This window comes from Rhodococcus sp. DN22 (assembly GCF_036669995.1).
GTDB classification, from domain to species: Bacteria; Actinomycetota; Actinomycetes; order Mycobacteriales; family Mycobacteriaceae; genus Rhodococcus_F; species Rhodococcus_F erythropolis.
In genome coordinates this window covers 1,249,015-1,267,951 of the sequence record NZ_CP133326.1, presented here as the reverse complement: position 1 = coordinate 1,267,951, position 18,937 = coordinate 1,249,015, and the positions used below count along the sequence as shown (strand labels likewise).

The window sequence follows — 18,937 nt, the reverse complement described above, 5'->3', positions numbered from 1 at the left end:
TCACGAAAGTTACTCGGGTGCAGCATTTCTCCGTTTTGTCCAGCTTCACTATGCGTGTCACCACGACAAGTAGTTGACGGCACTCGAGGATGAACCGATTCAGTACTTCAGGCTGAGTACGTCTACACCTCAGACGGACGCGCGCCGAAGAGAACGCTGATGAAATGAGTCCATGAAACTCGAACACACACGCAGGAAGAGTCGCCCGCTCACGCTGGTGGCACTTGCCTCCGCAGCGGTATTCGCCCTCGCCGCATGTACTTCCGGGCCGGATTCTGCACAAACCTCGGACAACAGCACAAAGGTCTCCGCCACCGAGACACCCACGACAGTCACGATCCCCGACAGCCCCGTCGGCAAGCAGATCAGCTGGCTTCTCAGTGCGTTCAACACGAGCGCGCCATTGCCCCAGGAAGAAATCGCCGAGCACTTCGGACCCACCGCACCAGTTGTCCTGACGCCTCCGGACTTCGACTCCATCCGAGCCGGACAGCCCTGGACAACAGTGAATTACAAGGGAGGCGATACCGACGGCACCGTTTCCATCACCAGTACCACCGGCGGCGCGTTCGACATAAACGTCGTCGTCGACGGCAGCGGGTTGGTCCTTGGAATGGCGATAACACCGACCAAAGACGATCATGTGCCTGCCGCATCGTGGAAAGAGCTCGAGGCAGCTGTCAAAGCACTTCCCGCGCCGACGAACTTGACCGTCACCGAGGTCACCGGCGGAAAGAACGCCGAAGTCTTCGGTGTCGGCGACACCTCACCACAGCCCACAGGGTCAACGATCAAGCTGTACGTTCTCGGCGCGGTCGCGACGGCTGTCCAGAACGGGACACTCTCGTGGGATCAGAAGCTCACCATCACCGACGACCTCAAGTCGATGCCCGGCGGGACAATGCAGGACCTGCCGTCGGGAACCGAAGTCACGGTCCGGGAGACCGCCGGCAAGATGATCTCGATCAGCGACAACACCGCCACCGACATGCTGATCGCTGCTGTCGGGCGCGAGCAGGTCGAGGCCGAATTCGCCCCGATGGGCATGGCGGATCCTTCGCTCAACATTCCACTGAAGCCGACCCGCGCACTGTTCCAACTCGGCTGGGGCAACGATGGCGCACAACGTATCGCCTGGCGCGACGGAACCCCGGACGAGCGTCGAGCAATACTGGCGGCACTACCTGGCGGCCTGGTGGACATCCCGGCGTCAGCATTCACCACCCCCGCATGGCCTTTCGACATCGACTGGTTCGCCTCGCCCGCCGACCTGCGTGCCGCGTTGGTCTCGTTGCAAGAGATGGCGAAGACCGAGAGCGGTGCACCGGTTCGAGACATACTGGCCGAAGATCCGGCGCTCGGTGACGAGTCCGCGAAATGGTTCACCTACGGCGGATTCAAGGGCGGCAGCTCCATCGGGGTCCTTGCGGGTGCCTACTACGTTGAACACGACGATCGCGCCTGGGTCGTCACCATGCAAACTCACGGTGACGACGCTGCACTAGTTGCCGATCCGGCTCTGTACTTCGATCCGGTCGACGACGCGATGCTCCTGATCCAGAAGGATGCGACCAGCTAGAACGATAGAAGGTTGAGATTTCGCGACAGTCTCCGACTGGGTTGACAGATGAGGTCCGGATACAGAGAAGCCGCTGTGCTTCCAGTGTCATCCGGATGCACAGCGGCTTCGCCAAGTCTTAGCCCGTGGGGGGCTCGGTCTCGTCCGACGAGAATCCGTCGAAGAATGCGATGACCTTCTGAAGAAGTGTCGCGATGTCGAAATCTTCCAAGCTACCCATTGCGTTCGTCCTTTCGTTTAACACTGGAGGATGAAACGTGCATCTTGCAATTTCCAATGTAAAGCATGAAAAGCATTATTTCTCGACCACGCGGCACTTCGGTTGTAAATACCTCACTCAGCAAGATATGAGCAAATCACCGCAAATAACAGCTCCCACCCGCAATATTTCCACTTTCCACAACCCACTAAATTCCCCAATTCGCAAGTGGGTAAATCTTGAGAAAAATTTCCGGACGCGTCGATCACGAAAGATCCTCCTGGTGAAACTCTCAATCCAAGACCACAAGGCAGAGGAAGCTTCGACACGGATGACACGCAGTTTTTCCCGGTTCCAAGAAGCGCCATCCACATACATGGTGGACATTCGGCGGCGATAACGAACCGGTAGCAACACAATCCCAGGCACTTTCTCCCGCCTTCTGACTTTCACCCATGACCACTGGATATTCTCGCAGATGAAACGCAATACCAGTTCGAAATTTTCATATCTTCAGTGGATACTGTGCACGCGGTTAACTGATCAAATGTCTGTTGACTCACCGAGTCCCCACACTTCGCCAGAACTTCACATCCGAATGCTGGACGTTAGTTTAGATGGGTTCGCATTTCTCGAAATCTTCCCGATAAAGGCGGCCCCACGGATAAACCGCGACTGCACCGCCGCAGGCCGCCAGGTCACGATCCGCGCCTCGACGAAGGGCGCGCAGGCACCCTCGCACGAGGGTGAAATCGGGGGTGAAACATGCCTGGAGGTCTCGTCTTGTCGAGCCCGACACAGTACGTTTTCCCAGGCACGCCAGTCCCCAGATTCATACGGTGTGCAAGGGCTCGTTGACGCTTCCGAGATGTTGGCAAGACCGACCACAGGCCCCGTTCTCCCGACGAGAACGGGGCTTCCTCGGGTCGGTTTCCGCCTTCGACCGACCGGGTAGACGCGAGCATGGGCGCCGCCACCTGCTCGACCGGATCCACCGCTGGCCGCTACGAATCGACGACCCCGACCGTCGGCGTCGAAGAAGAATTCATCCTCGTCGACCCGACATCCTGGCTGCCGTCCACCGACAATGCCGCGGTTGCGGAAACCGCGTCGACACTCGGTTTGGATCTTCAGCTCGAGTTGTCCCGCTGCCAAGTCGAGACCAACTCTCCCGTGTGCCAGAGCATCGACGAACTCCGAACCCACTTGATCGACATGCGTCGGCTCGCGGCGAAAGCGGCCGAGTTGAACGGCTGCAGGCTGTTGGCCGTCGGCGCACCGCTTTCGGGGCCTTCGCGTTTCGAGATCAGCGACTCCCCTCGCTACCGCCAGATGGGCGAACACTTCGGCGCCCTCGCCGCCGAACAAAGTATCTGCGGTTGCCACATCCATGTGGGCGTCGCTGATCAAGTAGAGGCCGTGCAGGTCTGCAATCACGTGCGCATCTGGTTGCCTGCCCTGCTGGCACTGAGCGCCAACTCCCGTATCCACCAAGGAGTCGACACCGACTTCGCGAGTTGGCGGGCGATCCAATGGTCCCGGTGGCCCGTCGCCGGGCCGCCGCCGTACTTCGAGACCGCCGGGGACTTCGAGACCGCGGTCGCGAAGATGGTGGATTGCGGCGTGATGCTCGACAAGCGGATGGCCTACTGGGATATCCGGCCTTCCTGCCACCTACCGACCGTCGAGATCCGGGTCTGCGACGTTCAGCCGACGGTCGACGACACCGTATTGCTTGCAGCACTTGTGCGCGCGCTGGTCGCCACTGCACTGCGCGCCGTCGAACGAGGAGTCGTCGCTCCGCGCACTTCCCTCGAGAACCTCCGCCTCGCAACCTGGGTGTCCGCGAAGGAGGGCGTCCTGGGCGCGTCGATCGATCCGGTTACCACACAAAGAATTTCGGCCGCGGAACAGTTGCACCGACTCCTGATCCATGTCCGTGACTCCCTCGACGAGACAGGCGAGTACACGAGCGTGGAATCAGCACTGCGCGACAAATGCGTGACCGGCGGCGGCAGCGACTGGCAACAGCGAACGCTTCGCCAGGTCTGCCTGCGGAAACTGATCGCACGTGCGGTTGAGCGCACCGTCCCGACTGGCACGGATACGCATGACGGGTCGACCCCTGATCAGTAGTAATGCCTCCGACCACCGATAGCGTGCCCGGCCGCGCCCAGCGCGTACAGGATGATTCCGATCACCAACAAGACGACACCGATCGTCCAGAGGATCGGAATGTTCACCACGAAACCGATAATCAGCAGGATTACGCCGAGGATGATCATCACAAGCTCCTTCAGTGCGTTCACTCGGGCGGATACGCCCGCCTCGAGCCGCATACATCAGGGATACCCGTCGGCTGAGCGTTTCATACCCACTCTGACCGGGTATTTCGCTGGGCACCATAATATTTGAAGAATCGAGCCCGCCATGATGAGAATTGTGACTCTGATCGTTCTGATCTGGCTGATAGTCGGGGCCGTCGCGGCCGGCCAACGCGGCTACTACAGCAGTTCGCCGACCAACTGCGCCGGCGTCGGGACCATCGCGCTCACGGTCATCGCCGGCCCGTTGAACTACTTCGGCGTCAACCCCAAAGTCACGGATTGCACGCTCCCCCAGCCCACCGAGTGAGCTGCCGGAAATCCGCGCTAAACCGACTAGTCGTTACCCTGGAGGTGAGTCGACACACATCGAAGTGAGGGGCCACCATGACCACTGCACCAGATCGCACCCGAATCGAGTTCCCGGACATCAGCTCGCGTGCGTGGGAACACCCAGCCGATCGGGCCGCATTGGTGACGCTCCGGACGCTTCGGGGGTTCGACACTGTTCTGCGGACGCTGTCCGGACTGCTCCAAGAACGTCAGCACCGCCTCATGTACCTCGCCACGTCAGTGCGAGTCGACGAACGCCAGTTCAGTGACCTGAACGATCTGCGCCGTGACTGCGTCGAGATCCTGCAGGCCGACGAGACACCAGAGCTGTTCGTACTCCAGACCCCGATGGTCAACGCCTTCACCATCGGCATGGACAAGCCGTTCATGGTGGTCACTACTGGTCTGCTGGACGTGATGAACTACGAGGAGCAACGGTTCATCATCGGCCACGAACTAGGCCACGCACTGTCCGGCCATGCCGTGTATCGCACCATCTTGATGCATTTGATGCGACTGGCCGGAACCATCGGATGGCTGCCGGTCGGCGGATGGGCACTGCGCGCGATCATCGCCGCCCTGATGGAATGGCAACGCAAGTCCGAACTGTCCGGCGATCGTGCAGGACTACTGTGCGGCCAGGACGTACACACAGCGATTCGCGTGCAGATGAAATTGGCCGGCGGATCCCGAGTCAGTGAAATCGACATCGACGCGTTTCTTGCCCAGGCCGCCGAGTACGACGCCAGCGGCGACCTCCGCGACGGTGTACTCAAGCTCCTCAACATCGAACTGCTCTCTCACCCGTTCTCGGTGCTTCGCGCCGCCGAACTCAAAAAGTGGGTGGACAGCGGAGACTACGCCGCGATTCTGCGCGGAAACTACCCCCGCCGCGGAGATGACGACGGAGCGAAGATCAGCGACGAGTTCAAGAATGCAGCCAAGACCTACAAGCAGAACTTCGACGAGTCGGAAGACCCCTTGGTCCGGATGGTGCGCGACATCGGTAGCGGATTGGGCGGTGCCGTGGGCGCCGTCGGGAACGGCGTCGGCGACGTAGCGACGGACATCAAGGAACGATTCACTCACTGGCGCAAGAGTTCCGACAGGTCGAAGGGCACTGACGACGCCGATTAAGCAGAATCGGGACCTGCCACCGAAGGCAGTCGGCGGCAGGTCCCGGGTTCTTGGCGTGAAGGTGATGCAGGCTTCCCTCTGCACCACCCTCACGTTCACAGACAGTACCAGCAGTCGAACAAACGTGCGAACTGAAAGCGGTCGTGTCGAATCACCAGTTGTCGGGTACGCGGCATAGGACCACTACAGAAGGGAGCCGACATGCATGCTGGGCGGCTGAAGAAGGTCGGTTCGAGTGACGGCCCGTTTGCCTCCGTGTACTTCGAAGACGTCCGCAACCGGGAAGATGCACGCGAGCGCTTCGAACTCGAATGGCGCTCGATGCGCAATCAACTCACGAAACAGGGAGCATCGGAATCGCTGATCGCGCGACTGGACGAGGTGAAGGACAACCATCACGGCATCTCAGGTCGCGCCGGACGCGCGATCGTCGCCACATCCGAGGCAGTGCTGATCGACGATATTCTGCTCGAACCTGCCGGCTCCACCATCGCGACCTTGGGCGAACTGCCCTACTTGATTCCACTGATCGCACACGGATACGACACCGAACCGTTCCTCATCGCAAAGGTCGACCACACCGGCGCGGACCTGTGCGTGCGCGATGCTCGCGGGCGTGACGTGTACGGCGAAACGGTAGACGGCGACGGCTTCCCGGTCCACAAGGCACACGTGGGCGGCCAGGAGCGGTACACCGACAGCCAAAGCCTCGTGGAGGAGAACATCCGAAAGAACCTGACACAGGCCGTGGAGCGCGCGGCGGCGCTCGCCCGCGAACACAAGGTCGCACTGGTGGTCGTGATCGGAGAAGTACAGTCCCGCAAAGCTTTTGCGCAGCTCCTACCGTCGACTCTACGGGTGGTGGACGTCGAAAAGGGTTCGCGTTCAGTCGGTTCGACACCCGCCGAGGTGTCGAAGTCGATTCGTGAACTGATCGACACGCAGCGACTGCGCAGAATGGATGCGGAAACCGAACGCTACGTCGCAGAGCAGGGCCGGGACTCCGGCCTCTCCATCGACGGGACCGCACGCGTCCTCGACGCCCTCGAACAGGGCAAGGTCGAGACACTGCTGCTCACCGATCCCGACGACAAGGAAGTCACCAGTGGAAAGCTGATCGGGCCCGCCGATCGCGTACTCCCCTACATCGCAATCGGGACCGGCACCGAGCTGGTACAGATCGACGAACGCCTCGTTCTCGCCGACGGATACGGCGCGATACTTCGGCACCCCTGAACACCGGCCCGATGATCAGATTCGGGGGGCGAGCACGTTCAGCGAGAAGCGTGCTTGCCCACCGAGTCCGGGAAACCATCGGCAATCGCTGCGACGAGTTCCAGATATGCCCGTGCAGTGCGCTTGTTCAACAATTTCAAGTCGATCGGACCACCCTCACCGAGGTGATCGTCATAGGGCAACGTCTTGACCGCTCGCACTCCACGCTGAGCGAAAACGTCCTCGAGTTGGTCGAGGTCGAGCGAAGACGAACCCGGCCGCGTCGCATTGATCGCCACGACCGACCTGCTCACCAGATCTGCGTATCCGTGCTTGGTCAGCCAACTGAGCGTTGCTGCAGCACTACGGGCACCGTCCTGCGCCGTCGGGCTGACGACTACCAAAGCGTCTGCTTCGTCGAGAATTCCGTACATGGCCGAGTGCATGATTCCGGTGCCACAGTCGGTGATGACGATGTTGTAATGCACCTCGAGAATTCGCAGAGTATCGAGGTAGTCCTGCTCGTTGAAAGACTCCGAAGTTTCCGGATCTGCCTCACTCGCAAGGATTTCGAGTCGGCTGTCGCCTTGCGAGGTGTAGTAGCGAACATCGCTGTACGTACGAATGTCACCGTCGGCCAACAGATCACGAACGGTCAGGTGATGTTCACGTCGTTCACGATCAGCCAGAGTTCCCAGGTCAGGATTGGCGTCGATGGCTACGATTCGATCGCCACGGATCGACGCGAACGTCGAACCGACGGTCTTGGCCGCCGTGGTTTTTCCCACACCACCCTTGAGTGAGATGAAAGCAATCTTGTACACGCCGCGCACTGTTCGGTTGGCACGGCGCACCAGAGCTTGATGTTCGAGTTCGGCGGCCGACTGCCCAGTGTTGATCCGACCCCCGGTTAGTTTGAACAGCACACTGCCCAAACCGCGTTCGGGTGGACGCTTCGCCCGCTTGATGATGTCCAGATCGTCGACGGACGTCATAGCCCTGGGCGTCGAGGTCCGAAAATCGGTCGGCTCTTCACGACGTTGCTGGCGCATCCGCTGACTGGGCAACGGTTTTGCCGCGGGTTCGTCGAATTGCGGCGTGAAGGTGACGGTTCGAATCGACGTTGCGTAACCGTCGTCGGACGCGTCGAAAAGGCCGTCGCCCTGAGTCGTTCCGGAGTTGTTCCCCAGGACTCCGTTATTCGAACCGTTGTTATCGCTGCGCACCGTTTTCCTAGGTCGAGTTCGGAATCATTTCGGACATAGCCTCTCGGACGCTATCACTCTGGCGGGCTTGCCGTTCTCTGCTCAATACCGTCACGGCACAACAGACCGTTACACCCGCACTTCGATGACTTTGGTCCCCACGCCTGTGCCGATCTCAGCAAATACGAACGTCGTAACGATATGCGGCACAGATATCTTCATCTGCCGCTGAAAACAGCCTTCCGCAATGTCAGGGCAAATCCCTTGGTAACAAACGAGAAAAGGGAGGGTGATCACCTGGGCGATCGCCCTCCCTTCATGGACAAGTGTTCAGCTGCTGCAGAATTCCGCGCTCTCGAACGAAGTGCCCCCCAGCTCTACGGATCACTCGTACCATTCGACCGTCATCACGGGCAGAGCACACTCTTCACGTATGCAGCACTCGGCTTGACGGTGCCGTCCGACCTCACTGCGCCGAAATACGACTCTCGATCCGTCGTCGCTCCGTAAGGTGCGTAGTCGTTGAGACGGTAAAAGATGAGCGGCCCCAACCAAGGCTTGGATTGCTTGTCTGCCATCGCTGCCTGATAGATCTCGAGTTGACGCGCTTCGCTGTCGCTGTCCGGAGTCCCACTTGTAGGCGCCCCGAACTCGGTAATCCAAATCTTTTTTGCAGAATCTCCGTTGGCAGTCATGATTCCGCGAAGGCTCGGCCGAACGATCCCGCCGCCCGCGAACGACTCGACACTCATCTGAGACCACGAGTTCCAATCATGTTCATCTGTAGGCAGCGCCGGATACGAGTACGGATGATGACCGACAGCGTTGAACGATGACCGTGCACCATTCGTATACAGGGATTGCAAGAATGTGAGTGGCGCGACCTGACTGCCGTCGACGGCGTCAAACCGACTCGGCCGGGCTCGACTACTAGTCCTCGTAGTAGCTGCCTGTATCCTTTCGCGTATGACGCCGGGTCCGAAAGATGTCGCGCAGCTGCGCGGCGCTTTCGTGGGCGGTACCTCCGGCGCGGTTTCCGTCGCAGCCCACGCGCTCGGTGGCGGCGGCATGGCCCCGTCCGAGAGCGCGGTGGTGTTGTTGATCCTCGCGTGCGCGAGCGTCGGCGCGGTGGTCACGTCCATCGACACTCGCCGATCCCCTGCCCTCTTGCTCGCCCTTATGCTCGCTGCGGGTCAGGCCATCGGTCACGCGACATTGACCATCGCTTCGGATCATCAACACGGCCTGCTCCTGTCGCTTCCGATGCTCGCAGCGCACATCGCTGCCGTCGGAGTGTGCGCAGTTCTGATCCGCGGCGCAGAACACGGGTACGTCGTGGCGGCATCGACGGTGGCGGCAATCGTCGCCGTCCTATTGCGCCCGTGGGCACCTGAACCCTCGCCGTTCACTGCGCGTACTCGATACCGCGCCAAAGTTGTTCTGCGTCAACTTCTCACCTCAGGCCTGGGCACTCGCGGCCCACCGGCATTCGTGTAACTCACCTTCCCTTTCCTCTCACGCACGTGAATACGTGCGCCACTTTGCTGTGCGCCTTTATTAACCGCGGGCGGTTAATAAAGGCGCACGGCGGGATCGAGTACACGCATGTCCGCACCCGAATTGGAGCGCGCACAGACACGCGCTTCCAACGACAGCTCTCCCCCGAAGAAGCAGGTCGGCGGCGCCAGACCGCTGATTCTGCGCCTGCACTTCTATGCCGGAATCCTCATCGGGCCGTTCATCCTCATCGCCGCGCTGAGCGGTGGTCTCTACGCGATGGCGCCCACCATCGAGAAGTTCGTCTACAGCGACTACCTCCAGACCGACACCACCGGACAAATCGCGTCGCTGAACGACCAGATCCGTTCCGCCAAGCAGTACCGCCCTGACCTGACCGTCTCGGCAGTACGTCCGTCTCCTGCGGCCGGAGAAACCACGCGGGTCCTGTTCACCGATCCGTCGTTGGGCGAATCGGAGAGGCTCGCAGTCTTCGTCGATCCAGTGCTTGCACAGCCGGTCGGCGAGCTGGCGGTATACGGAAGCAGTGGTTCGTTGCCACTGCGCACCTGGATCTCTCAGCTGCATCGCCACCTTCATCTCGGTGAACCCGGCCGCCTCTACAGCGAATTGGCCGCGTCGTGGATGTGGGTGGTCGCACTCGGTGGCGTCTACCTGTGGTTCCGTCGATACCGCACCGCTCGGAACGCTCGTCTACTTACGATCGACCGAGCGTCCACCGGACGAAGCCGGACCCTGAACTGGCACGGTGTCGTCGGCATCTGGATAGCAGTTGCGTTGGTGTTTCTCTCGGCGACCGGACTCACGTGGTCGACGTACGCCGGAGAGAACGTCAGCAATCTGAGAACCGCATTGAGCTGGACGACACCCTCGGTCGTGAAAACTCTCGGCGACGCTCCACCACCGGCAACGGGCGGGCACGAGGGTCACGACATGGCCCCCGCCGCCGCCGGCACGCTGACAGACACCAACGTCGGACGTGTCGACACCGTCCTCGGTATCGCCAGGTACAACGGGATCACCGGTCCGGTCGAAGTATCGATACCCGCCAACGCCGAGACGGCGTTCACCGTCGCCCAGACGCGTCAGCCCTGGGTGTACAGCAACAACACCATCGCAATCGACGGAGCGACGCAGAAGGTCACCGACGAGTTGTGGTTCTCGGATTGGCCACTCGCAGCCAAACTTTCGGCTTGGGGAATCCAGCTCCACATGGGCCTGCTGTTCGGCCTTGCCAACCAGATCGCACTCACCGCACTGGCACTCGCTCTGGTCAGCGTGGTCATTCGGGGCTACATCATGTGGTGGCGCCGACGCCCCACCCGTGGCTCTGACTGGGCAGTCGGCCGGGCCCCTGCCCGCGGCGGGATTCGCAACCTCTCCCCGCTCAGCATTGTTGCGCTGGTTGCGGTAACCGCACTGGTGGGCTGGTTCGTTCCGCTACTCGGCATCAGTCTTCTCGCATTCCTGCTGATCGACGTTTGCATTGCGGCGTTCAAACGCCGCGCCACCACCTGACACCTCACGAATCACGGAGACACACATGACTGTTCGAACAAAGATATTCGCAGCTGTTGCACTGACCGCAGCTCTCGCCTTGACCGGCTGTTCTTCGAACTCCGACAAGGAAACCGAAGCCGCACAATCCATCACAGTTCAGGATCAATGGGTCAAGGCAGCACCCGAGGGAATGAGTGCGGCGTTCGCCGAACTCGTCAACTCCAGCGACAAGGACGTACGGGTGGTCTCGGCAACCAGTCCCGCGTCATCGCGACTGGAACTGCACGAGGTCGTGACCGGGGACGGCGGCACGATGACGATGCGCCCCAAGGACGGTGGGTTCCTGGTCCCTGCCAACGGGTCCGCCAGCCTCACCCCGGGCGGTGACCACCTGATGTTCATGGACCTGTCCGCGCCGCTGCTCCCTGGCGCCGAAACCGACCTCACATTGATCTACGACGACGGTTCCAGCACCACGTTCACAGCCCAGATTCGCGACTTCTCCGGCAATCAGGAGAACTACGACCCGAATCACGGTGGCTGAGAACACGAACCCGCCCAGCCGAGCACTCAGCCGACGGCGCCTTCTCGGAGGAGGTGCCGCCGCGCTCGGCGTCGCGGGAATAACTTGGGGCGCAACCACAGTGGTGGAGCGCAGCGAACACGAACAGCAAGCAGGCAAGCTGGTGGAACCGTTCTACGGCGTCCACCAAGCTGGGATCGCCACCACTCCGCAAGCGCACGGCACGTTCATCGGTTTCGACCTCTTGCCTGGAGCCGATCGAGCAGTCGTGGTCGGGATCATGAAGATGTGGTCCGAGGATGCGTCACGGCTGACCGCCGGTAACCCGGCATTGGCGGATACCGAACGGGAACTGGCCGTGGATCCGGCTCGCTTGACGGTGACCGTCGGCTACGGCCCTGGCCTGTTCACCAAGCTGGGATTGCAAGCACGTCAACCGGACTGGTTCGAGCCGTTGCCGAGCTACGAGATCGACCGACTTGACGATCGATGGGGCGGATCGGACCTGTTGCTGCAGATCTGCGGCGACGATCCGGTGACCATTGCTCATGCTGTGCGAGTTCTGACCAAGAACGTCCGATCACTGACGACCATACGGTGGACGCAGAAGGGATTCCGCAACGCGCGCGGCACCACGCCCGAGGGAACCACGATGCGCAATCTCATGGGCCAAGTGGACGGGACGGTCAATCCGGCTCCGGGAACAGTGGATTTCGATTCACTGATCTGGCACGCCGGCGCCGGTCAACCGTGGCTGGCGGGCGGAACCTCGTTGGTACTACGACGCATTCGCATGGAAATGGATACCTGGGACGAACTCGATCGCTCGGGGCGCGAACTCACCATGGGGCGCACGTTGTCCAATGGCGCTCCGCTCAACGGAACCAACGAATTCGACGAAGCGGATTTCACACTCACGGACAAGTTCGGCATTCCGGTGATCCCGCCAGGATCACACATCGCGCGAGCCCACCAGACGCATGAGAAGGAGCAGTTCTTCCGTCGGGCATACAACTACGACGACGCACCCGAGAGCGGGCAGACCTCGAACTCGGGATTGATCTTCGCAGCATTCCAACGGGACATCGCCGAGCAATATCTACCGGTCCAACAGCGATTGAGTGACTTCGACGCACTCAACGAGTGGACGACGCCGATCGGTTCTGCGGTGTATCTCATTCCGCCGGGATGCACCGAGAACGACTATGTGGGAAGCGGATTGCTCGGCTGACAAGCCCGGGTAACGATACTGTGGGGGCGGGATCCGAACGGATCCCGCCCCCAGAGTGCCTTCTACCTGAAGTTGTTGCGTTACTTGGACTTACGAGGTCCCGGCAAAACCGCCCCCGGACGAGCGGTAGTCAACCTCGTGACCCAACCGCTGACGGGCCACTTCTTCAGGCCGACGTTGTGCGGGGTGACCTCTGTTCCGACGTACTTGGCAGCGAGCTCGTCGTCGACGGTTCCGTTGAACCGCCACAGTTGGCTTCCGTCGGCATTGCGGGTGGACACCTCCCATGACTGAGCGCGGAATGCACCACGAATGATGCTGTCGGCAAACACCAGAACGGGGATTCCGATCTCGGCACGAACAGCTGCACCGGCAGACCACTCGGCGCGCGCGAGTTCGTAGATCTCTTCAGGCGTTGCTCCCGGACGAGCGGAGGCCGGCACGTGGAGGACGATGCTCGGCGTCGGGAGTTCCGGCGCGGGATCGGCCGAGTAGCGCAACGCGAGTTCCTCGACGCGGGTCGCACGGGCGTCCTTGTCCGATGTATCGCCCGCGAGGTTGGTCAGGCCCTCGCCCGCGTCGGTGATTCGCAAGGCTTCCACGACGCCGCGGACGACCTCGTCGGTAGTGGCGGCCGAATCCGTGGCGGCAGCGACCGAGCGGAGAAGAACGAAGTGCTCCACCGCCGAACCCGCGTCGTAGATTTCACGGATGCGGGCGATCTTGGCTGCTGTCACAGCAGCATTCGACTCGGCTGGGCCGTCCGCTCCTTCGAGATTCGCAAGTTCACCGAGCGCTTCGAATACCGGCGCGAATACTTGATTTCCCGTGCCGTGCCCGACATGGAACACCTGATCGTTGCGCGGGTCACGCAGGGCAAAGACGTACTGCCCCAGTCTCTTCCCAACCTTTTCGGTGAACGGCTGCGGAGCCGGCTTCCTGACGACCACCTCGGTGGACAGAGTGCGCATCACGGCCAGACGGAGTGCGTCGGGCACGCTGGTGGAACCGGCAGCACCGGAAAAGATTGCCGCCGAAGCAGCGCTGATCGAGGTGAACGTGCGGCCGACTTGCTTCTCGAGAGATGCAGAGACCGTACCGACCGCAGTCACTTTTGCATCGAGGGTGCCGTCACCCTCGACAAGGAACTCCTTGATCAACGGAGCAACGAGCAGGGTGGAGCCGATAGCGCGAGGAACTGTCCAGACAATAGCCATGCCACGAGCCTAGGCGATCACCTCGAGACGCGAGGCGAACGCGACTCAGCCCGCCGCTGCCGGCCCGGCCAGTCCCTGCACAAGAAGGTTCCAGGCCGAGTGCGCAACTTCTTTCCGCGAGCTCTCGGCAGTCCGTTCCATGATCGCGGCGAACATGGCGATCGCCAGGATCACGTCCTCAGCGGTCACGGACTCTCGTATCTTCCCAGTTCGACGCGCCTCGTCGAGGCGCCCTTCGAGGAGATCGGTCAAACGGGCGCCGGCCGAATTCAGTCGCGAGTCGCCGAAGGAGACCGGCTTGATGACCTCCACGAACACGATGGAGGTAGTGATCTGGTCGACCAACAAACGAAAAAGATCGTCGAGAGTCGAATCCGGATCAGCCGCCAGATCTTGCAGCTCGACGATGTTCTCGTCGAACACCGCGAGTGCGAGGCTTTCGCGAGTGGGAAAGTGCCGGTAGAGGCTGCCCTGGCCGACGCCGGCCGTGCGGGCGATCAGGCTGAGCGGAGCAGCAAATCCCTGGGTGGCGAACACCTCGCGAGCTGCTGAGATGAGCGCCGCACGATTGCGCGCCGCATCTCTCGGCCCTCTGTTGAGAGATCCGCTATTGACGCGGCCAGACGATGTCACGCACACTACGATACCAACCGGACAGCATTGTCCGGTTGGTTGCGGCCCGACACCGGTTCACACCCCGACCCGATCGTCGTGAGCGCTCGAACGCGCGCCTGCCCTCCGTGCTGCCTGTCCTTGAGGTACGTCTGCCCGTGAGATACGAAAGGCAATCCCGCACCGGGAGTTGGACTCGATGAAATCGTTCACGACCATCAGAACCAGATCTGCCATCGCGCTCGTCACCTTGATCACCGTCCTTCCCGTGTGCGTCGCTTCTGCTGAGCCCGCCACTGCCCCGGGCTCGATCCACGAGAACCCGGGTGTCGCTTCCAACGCTGCAAGCCGCGCCGAATGCGGCCCGGGCTCGATGCCCGAGACCGGGTTGCAGGGTGATGTTCCGGCCGAGGACCGAAACAGCGGACGCAGCCGAGACGGGTACAGCTGCAACATGTCTCAGATCGGCGGTTACTCGGGTCGCGGCGGCGGGATCACGTCCACCAACTTCGAACACTGCTCGTACGTCGGCAGCTTCTTCCCCGGGAACCTCCTGGGCCCCGCGCAGGGCGTGCAAGTTCTCGACGTGTCGGATCCTGCCAATCCTGCTCTCACCACAACGCTGACCGAACCTGCGATGCTGGCCGGAACGTGGGAGAGTCTCAAGGTCAACACCGCACGAAAGCTGCTGGTGGGCACGGGCGTTCCGCTCTTGACCGGCGTCGGCCTGATGTCGGTCTACGACATCTCCGATTGCGCGCACCCGAAGCTGCTCAACCCCGGACCAGGAACCGATCTGGGGATGCTGCTGCCGATCACCAATCACGAGGGTGGATTTTCACCGGATGGGAACACCTACTGGTCTTCCGGCACCGCTCCCGGCGTGGTGAGCGCCGTCGATCTCACCGATCCCGCCAACCCGCGCGTAGTCTGGCAGGACCTCATCGGGTTGTCGACCCACGGCTTCGGAATAGGTCCTGACGGAAATCGCATGTACCTGTCGAACAATCTCGGCGGAATACATGTTCTCGACATCAGTGAGGTTCAGCGCCGCGTCCCGAATCCTCGGGTGCGCCAACTGTCCCAGCTCTCGTGGACCGACGGTTGGGCCACCCAACACAGCATTCCGGTCACCTACGACGGTTCGCCGTACCTGTTCACCGTCGACGAAGGTGGTTCCGGCGGAGTCAAATTGATCGACGTCTCCAATGACGACGAACCGGCGGTCGTCAATTCGGTGAAGCTCGAGATCAATCTGCCGGAGAATCAAGATGCTGCGCTGGCGTCTGCTGCCGGCGGATCGCTGTTCGCGTACGAATCTCACTACTGTTCGGCCGATCGCCCGGTCGACCCGACGGCGCTGGCATGCGGATGGATCTCGAGCGGGATTCGGGTCTTCGATGTTCGAGATCCCTTCGACGTCCACGAAATTGCGTACTTCAACCCACCCGCTCGGACCGGCGACAATGTCGAACTCGCCAACTCGCCGCACGCTCTCGCCTCGCTCATCGGGGTACCCATTCTCAGCACGCCGGCAATCGCGCAGTCGATCGCGCAAGGCCAGTTCGACCCCGGCCAAGCGCTGAGTTCGCGATCGGGCATGGTCGCTCTCGGCGACATCTCGACCGATTGGTGCTTCTCCCCACCCGAATGGCGCGGCACCACGTTGTGGGCGACGTGCGCCGACAACGGCTTTGTTGCCATGCAACTCGAAAACGGTGTCTACACACCACCCGCTGACCAGAAGACGACCGTGGGATCATGACGGCGCCGCGATCGGTCAAAGCCGTCGCACTCGTGGCTGCGGCACTGATGCTGCTCGTACTCGGCGCAGCATTACGTCCACTGTTCGCACCCGAGAACCACACGCAGACAGCTGTTCTGAGCGAAACCGAAATCGGATTCGTGCATGACATGGCGGCCCACCATCAACAGGCCCTCTTCATTCTCGCGCGTCTGAGCCCCGATGTGGACCCGGCGGTTACGAGACTGGCCCAGCAGATCGACGATGTTCAGAGAACGGAAATCGGTGTCATGCTCGGCTGGCTGCGGTTGGCCGGTGTCCCGCCGAACAGTAGAACGCCGATGGCGTGGATGGAGGCGTCACCGAGCGGCGCTGGCGACTCTCATCATCACCCGGCAACGCCGGAAACAGAGGCCGACGCCATGCCGGGTATGGCTACCACGGAAGAACTCGAGAAACTGAGCGCCGCTCGCGGGCTCGACGCCGAGGTTCTGTTCCTGCAATTGATGGAACGCCACCACCGTGGCGGGATCGCCATGGCACAGGTGGCCGATACCCTGCTCGAGAGCGGGCCGGTGAAACAGTCCGCCCGCGACATGATCAACACGCAGAGTCAGGAATCCGGGCTGATGACACTGATGCTCGGACAACGTGGGGCGCAACCACTGCACTGACCCGCATGTGCACTGACTACCATGGTGTCGACCTGTGAACTACAGAAGGAATCGACACTTCAATGACCCTGCTCGTTCGCGGAATCGAATGGTCGAACCCGACAGCACCGCGGATCCGATGCGTCGACGACACCACTTCCGCTACGACCTTCTACACTCACGACTCGGTTCTGCGATTCTCCGTCGACGAGGCGAAGGGCCGCCGTTGCCTCGGGTGGCGAGATCTCACCGCCGAAGGTCCGGGACACTCGCCGTGTGACCGCGGGGCCACGGTCGTTACCGGGCGGCAGTGCGATCGGTGCCGAAATCGTGAGGGATTCACCACCGTTCATCAGGCACATGTCAGCGGCGCGCACATTCATCCGAACGTGCGCACCTATCTCACGCAACCACAATGGCTCTACATCGACATCTTCGCCGGCGGTCAGATGAAGGTGGGGACGGCGGCCGAGTTCCGCAAGCATCCGCGAGTCGCCGAACAGGGAGCGGTCTGCGCATTGTTCGTAGCGCGGTCGACGGACGGTTACAGCATTCGTTCCCTCGAAGCCCGAGTTTCGGAGCACTTCCGCTTGAGTCAGGCCATACGTACGTCTCGGAAGATCGAAGCGCTGACAGGACCCTTGGATCGCGAGAAACTGCGAAAGTCGTTGCACCACTTCGTATCCTCGATCAAAGACGAGCTGAATGACATCGGATCGGACATCGACGGAATCGAGATCCTGGAGGCTCCCGAAGAATGGACGGCGCCGGCGTGCGCCGACGTTGTCTTCGATGCGGCACCGTTGATCGCGTATCCGCACACTTTCGAGTCCGGGGAACATTCCTTGTACTTGGAGGGCCTTGCCGGTTCGATCGCCTCGCTGCGGATCGACCCCGATCCTGAATCGCCACGCTTCGTCGCGGATGTGTCCGGACTGGTCGGTCGAACCATCACCGTCGGCGAGTTCGAGTCCCCTGGCGTGGCGATTCAGGAATCGTTGTTCTGAAAGTAGGTCAGCAACTTCCCGCGGTCGCTGCGGCGAATCCGCGAGTGACCTCAGCCTGCTCGTCGGCAGACAAGCTCGACCATTCGGGATAAGCCTGGATGGAGGTCAGCATGTCGTTTGCCAATGATTCACGCGTCATGCCCATTTCCTCGCCCGACTCGTCAATTGCCGGCTGGTATGCGTCGAGGTACCGGAGAACGTCGGAGCACGCCTGCGCGTAGGTCCGTGGCAGTGCCGAACTCACATTCGGGTCCGACGGGACCTCAGCCGGGACGCTCGCGTCGACCGACGGTGCCTCGGTAGTCGATTCCGACGATGTCGCTGGAGCCTCGGATGACGTCGTCGGTGACGCAGTGGTGGTCGCCGAAACGGAGGAAGTGAGTGTTCCGACCTCGGTCGGCTTGTCTCCGTCAGAACCGCAGGCAACCAGCGCCACCAGCGAGCAGGCACCGATGAACCCGGTGATCGTTTTCTTCATCCTTCAAGGATGCCAGAGGGCGTCTGGCGCTCGAACGGACCGGCATCGTCGACCGGCGAGAATCGTCCGGGCAGCCTGTCGAATCCGACTGCCTCGTCGGCCCGCCTACAGGATTGGACCATATGCCCCGTCTGCGAACCCATGCTACGGTGACTTAACTGCAAAGTAACTATGGGTGGGATTGTCCGGTCTGCCGCGTTCATCCGGAACGCTCTGATCGGAAATAGTTCGTCTTTAAGGGGCTGGAACGAGTGGGACTTTTTCGTCGACGAGGCTCCCGGGAGGAAGACGACGATCGCGGGCAAAACCTCGATCGCAGCGACCCCGGGTATGCCGCCTGGTTCGCGAACGTCTCCGACGCGGGCGGTCAGCCGGTTCCGTACAAGCGGCCGCTTACCGCGCCGGTGTATCCGCAACTTCAGACGCCGGTGCCGGACTTCGAGACGGATACGAGATGGCCGC

General features: G+C 61.4%; 18 protein-coding genes. 12 read left to right on the top strand and 6 right to left on the bottom strand.

Annotated features, from left to right (window positions below):
• The first annotated feature begins 172 nt into the window (after positions 1 to 172).
• Positions 173 to 1,579 carry a serine hydrolase gene (locus tag RA302_RS05755; RefSeq protein WP_092765025.1) on the top strand — a complete coding sequence of 469 codons (1,407 nt, stop codon included), beginning with the start codon at positions 173 to 175 and terminating at the stop codon, positions 1,577 to 1,579.
• Positions 1,580 to 2,741: 1,162 nt separating this feature from the next.
• Positions 2,742 to 3,914 carry a glutamate--cysteine ligase gene (locus RA302_RS05750; RefSeq protein WP_029254618.1) on the top strand — a complete coding sequence of 391 codons (1,173 nt, stop codon included), beginning with the start codon at positions 2,742 to 2,744 and terminating at the stop codon, positions 3,912 to 3,914.
• Here RA302_RS05750 and RA302_RS05745 read toward each other — a convergent pair.
• Positions 3,908 to 4,063: a DUF6131 family protein gene (locus RA302_RS05745; RefSeq protein WP_003945912.1), complete on the bottom strand. Its 156-nt coding sequence runs from the start codon at positions 4,061 to 4,063 to the stop codon at positions 3,908 to 3,910. The two genes, RA302_RS05750 and RA302_RS05745, sit on opposite strands and share 7 nt — an antisense overlap.
• Before the next feature lie 145 nt (positions 4,064 to 4,208).
• Between RA302_RS05745 and RA302_RS05740 the strand changes: the two genes are divergently transcribed.
• The 3 genes from RA302_RS05740 (at position 4,209) to RA302_RS05730 (ending at position 6,808) form a co-directional block, all read left to right on the top strand.
• Positions 4,209 to 4,412, top strand: coding sequence for a hypothetical protein (locus RA302_RS05740; RefSeq protein ID WP_003945456.1), 204 nt, complete (start codon positions 4,209 to 4,211; stop codon positions 4,410 to 4,412).
• Between the two features lie 77 nt (positions 4,413 to 4,489).
• Positions 4,490 to 5,572 (top strand): M48 family metallopeptidase, encoded by a 1,083-nt coding sequence (locus RA302_RS05735; protein ID WP_019747189.1) that lies wholly within the window; start codon positions 4,490 to 4,492, stop codon positions 5,570 to 5,572.
• A gap of 201 nt (positions 5,573 to 5,773) precedes the next feature.
• Entirely contained in the window at positions 5,774 to 6,808 is a 1,035-nt protein-coding gene (locus RA302_RS05730) for a hypothetical protein (RefSeq protein ID WP_019747188.1), read from the top strand.
• A 38-nt stretch (positions 6,809 to 6,846) separates the two neighbouring features.
• Here RA302_RS05730 and RA302_RS05725 read toward each other — a convergent pair whose 3' ends face one another.
• Both RA302_RS05725 and RA302_RS05720 read right to left on the bottom strand, forming a co-directional pair.
• Positions 6,847 to 8,013: a MinD/ParA family protein gene (locus RA302_RS05725; protein WP_020906466.1), complete on the bottom strand. Its 1,167-nt coding sequence runs from the start codon at positions 8,011 to 8,013 to the stop codon at positions 6,847 to 6,849.
• A gap of 386 nt (positions 8,014 to 8,399) precedes the next feature.
• Positions 8,400 to 8,744, bottom strand: coding sequence for a hypothetical protein (locus RA302_RS05720; protein ID WP_238054140.1), 345 nt, complete (start codon positions 8,742 to 8,744; stop codon positions 8,400 to 8,402).
• Positions 8,745 to 8,958: 214 nt separating this feature from the next.
• Between RA302_RS05720 and RA302_RS05715 the strand changes: the two genes are divergently transcribed.
• The 4 genes from RA302_RS05715 to RA302_RS05700 all read left to right on the top strand — a co-directional run bounded on the left by RA302_RS05715 (position 8,959) and on the right by RA302_RS05700 (position 12,764).
• Positions 8,959 to 9,489, top strand: a complete 531-nt coding sequence (locus RA302_RS05715; RefSeq protein WP_020906463.1) for a hypothetical protein — start codon at positions 8,959 to 8,961, stop codon at positions 9,487 to 9,489.
• 108 nt (positions 9,490 to 9,597) lie between these two features.
• Positions 9,598 to 11,028: a PepSY domain-containing protein gene (locus tag RA302_RS05710; protein ID WP_166501922.1), complete on the top strand. Its 1,431-nt coding sequence runs from the start codon at positions 9,598 to 9,600 to the stop codon at positions 11,026 to 11,028.
• Positions 11,029 to 11,053: 25 nt separating this feature from the next.
• The gene (locus tag RA302_RS05705) at positions 11,054 to 11,554 is read left to right on the top strand and encodes a copper chaperone PCu(A)C (RefSeq protein ID WP_019747182.1); all 501 of its coding nucleotides are present in this window, start codon (positions 11,054 to 11,056) and stop codon (positions 11,552 to 11,554) included.
• Entirely contained in the window at positions 11,547 to 12,764 is a 1,218-nt protein-coding gene (locus RA302_RS05700; RefSeq protein WP_134998349.1) for a Dyp-type peroxidase, read from the top strand. Before RA302_RS05705 ends, RA302_RS05700 begins: the two co-directional genes overlap by 8 nt.
• A gap of 80 nt (positions 12,765 to 12,844) precedes the next feature.
• Here the strand turns inward: RA302_RS05700 and RA302_RS05695 are convergent, their stop codons facing one another.
• Positions 12,845 to 13,981, bottom strand: a complete 1,137-nt coding sequence (locus tag RA302_RS05695) for a GIY-YIG nuclease family protein (RefSeq protein WP_166501921.1) — start codon at positions 13,979 to 13,981, stop codon at positions 12,845 to 12,847.
• Between the two features lie 45 nt (positions 13,982 to 14,026).
• Positions 14,027 to 14,614 (bottom strand): TetR/AcrR family transcriptional regulator, encoded by a 588-nt coding sequence (locus RA302_RS05690; protein WP_225320295.1) that lies wholly within the window; start codon positions 14,612 to 14,614, stop codon positions 14,027 to 14,029.
• A 178-nt stretch (positions 14,615 to 14,792) separates the two neighbouring features.
• On the opposite strand from RA302_RS05690, the gene RA302_RS05685 reads away from it, so the two are divergent.
• The 3 genes from RA302_RS05685 (at position 14,793) to RA302_RS05675 (ending at position 17,997) form a co-directional block, all read left to right on the top strand.
• Positions 14,793 to 16,358, top strand: a complete 1,566-nt coding sequence (locus RA302_RS05685) for a hypothetical protein (RefSeq protein ID WP_166501920.1) — start codon at positions 14,793 to 14,795, stop codon at positions 16,356 to 16,358.
• Complete coding sequence (locus RA302_RS05680) at positions 16,355 to 17,011, top strand: DUF305 domain-containing protein (protein ID WP_153213230.1); 657 nt, start codon at positions 16,355 to 16,357, stop codon at positions 17,009 to 17,011. The genes RA302_RS05685 and RA302_RS05680 overlap by 4 nt, the downstream gene beginning before the upstream one ends.
• 62 nt (positions 17,012 to 17,073) lie before the next feature.
• Positions 17,074 to 17,997 (top strand): DUF2797 domain-containing protein, encoded by a 924-nt coding sequence (locus tag RA302_RS05675; protein ID WP_166501919.1) that lies wholly within the window; start codon positions 17,074 to 17,076, stop codon positions 17,995 to 17,997.
• A 7-nt stretch (positions 17,998 to 18,004) separates the two neighbouring features.
• On the opposite strand, the gene RA302_RS05670 is transcribed toward RA302_RS05675, so the two are convergent.
• Positions 18,005 to 18,475 (bottom strand): hypothetical protein, encoded by a 471-nt coding sequence (locus RA302_RS05670; protein WP_019747175.1) that lies wholly within the window; start codon positions 18,473 to 18,475, stop codon positions 18,005 to 18,007.
• Between the last annotated feature and the right edge of the window lie 462 nt (positions 18,476 to 18,937).

Bases quoted from the DNA above. Each gene is read 5' to 3' on its own strand.
- RA302_RS05755 (WP_092765025.1), top strand. From the start codon at position 173: ATGAAACTCGAACACACACGCAGGAAGAGTCGCCCGCTCACGCTGGTG.
- RA302_RS05750 (WP_029254618.1), top strand. From the start codon at position 2,742: ATGGGCGCCGCCACCTGCTCGACCGGATCCACCGCTGGCCGCTACGAA.
- RA302_RS05745 (WP_003945912.1), bottom strand. From the start codon at position 4,063: ATGATCATCCTCGGCGTAATCCTGCTGATTATCGGTTTCGTGGTGAAC.
- RA302_RS05740 (WP_003945456.1), top strand. From the start codon at position 4,209: ATGATGAGAATTGTGACTCTGATCGTTCTGATCTGGCTGATAGTCGGG.
- RA302_RS05735 (WP_019747189.1), top strand. From the start codon at position 4,490: ATGACCACTGCACCAGATCGCACCCGAATCGAGTTCCCGGACATCAGC.
- RA302_RS05730 (WP_019747188.1), top strand. From the start codon at position 5,774: ATGCATGCTGGGCGGCTGAAGAAGGTCGGTTCGAGTGACGGCCCGTTT.
- RA302_RS05720 (WP_238054140.1), bottom strand. From the start codon at position 8,744: ATGAGTGTCGAGTCGTTCGCGGGCGGCGGGATCGTTCGGCCGAGCCTT.
- RA302_RS05715 (WP_020906463.1), top strand. From the start codon at position 8,959: ATGACGCCGGGTCCGAAAGATGTCGCGCAGCTGCGCGGCGCTTTCGTG.
- RA302_RS05710 (WP_166501922.1), top strand. From the start codon at position 9,598: ATGTCCGCACCCGAATTGGAGCGCGCACAGACACGCGCTTCCAACGAC.
- RA302_RS05705 (WP_019747182.1), top strand. From the start codon at position 11,054: ATGACTGTTCGAACAAAGATATTCGCAGCTGTTGCACTGACCGCAGCT.
- RA302_RS05695 (WP_166501921.1), bottom strand. From the start codon at position 13,981: ATGGCTATTGTCTGGACAGTTCCTCGCGCTATCGGCTCCACCCTGCTC.
- RA302_RS05685 (WP_166501920.1), top strand. From the start codon at position 14,793: ATGAAATCGTTCACGACCATCAGAACCAGATCTGCCATCGCGCTCGTC.
- RA302_RS05680 (WP_153213230.1), top strand. From the start codon at position 16,355: ATGACGGCGCCGCGATCGGTCAAAGCCGTCGCACTCGTGGCTGCGGCA.
- RA302_RS05675 (WP_166501919.1), top strand. From the start codon at position 17,074: ATGACCCTGCTCGTTCGCGGAATCGAATGGTCGAACCCGACAGCACCG.
- RA302_RS05670 (WP_019747175.1), bottom strand. From the start codon at position 18,475: ATGAAGAAAACGATCACCGGGTTCATCGGTGCCTGCTCGCTGGTGGCG.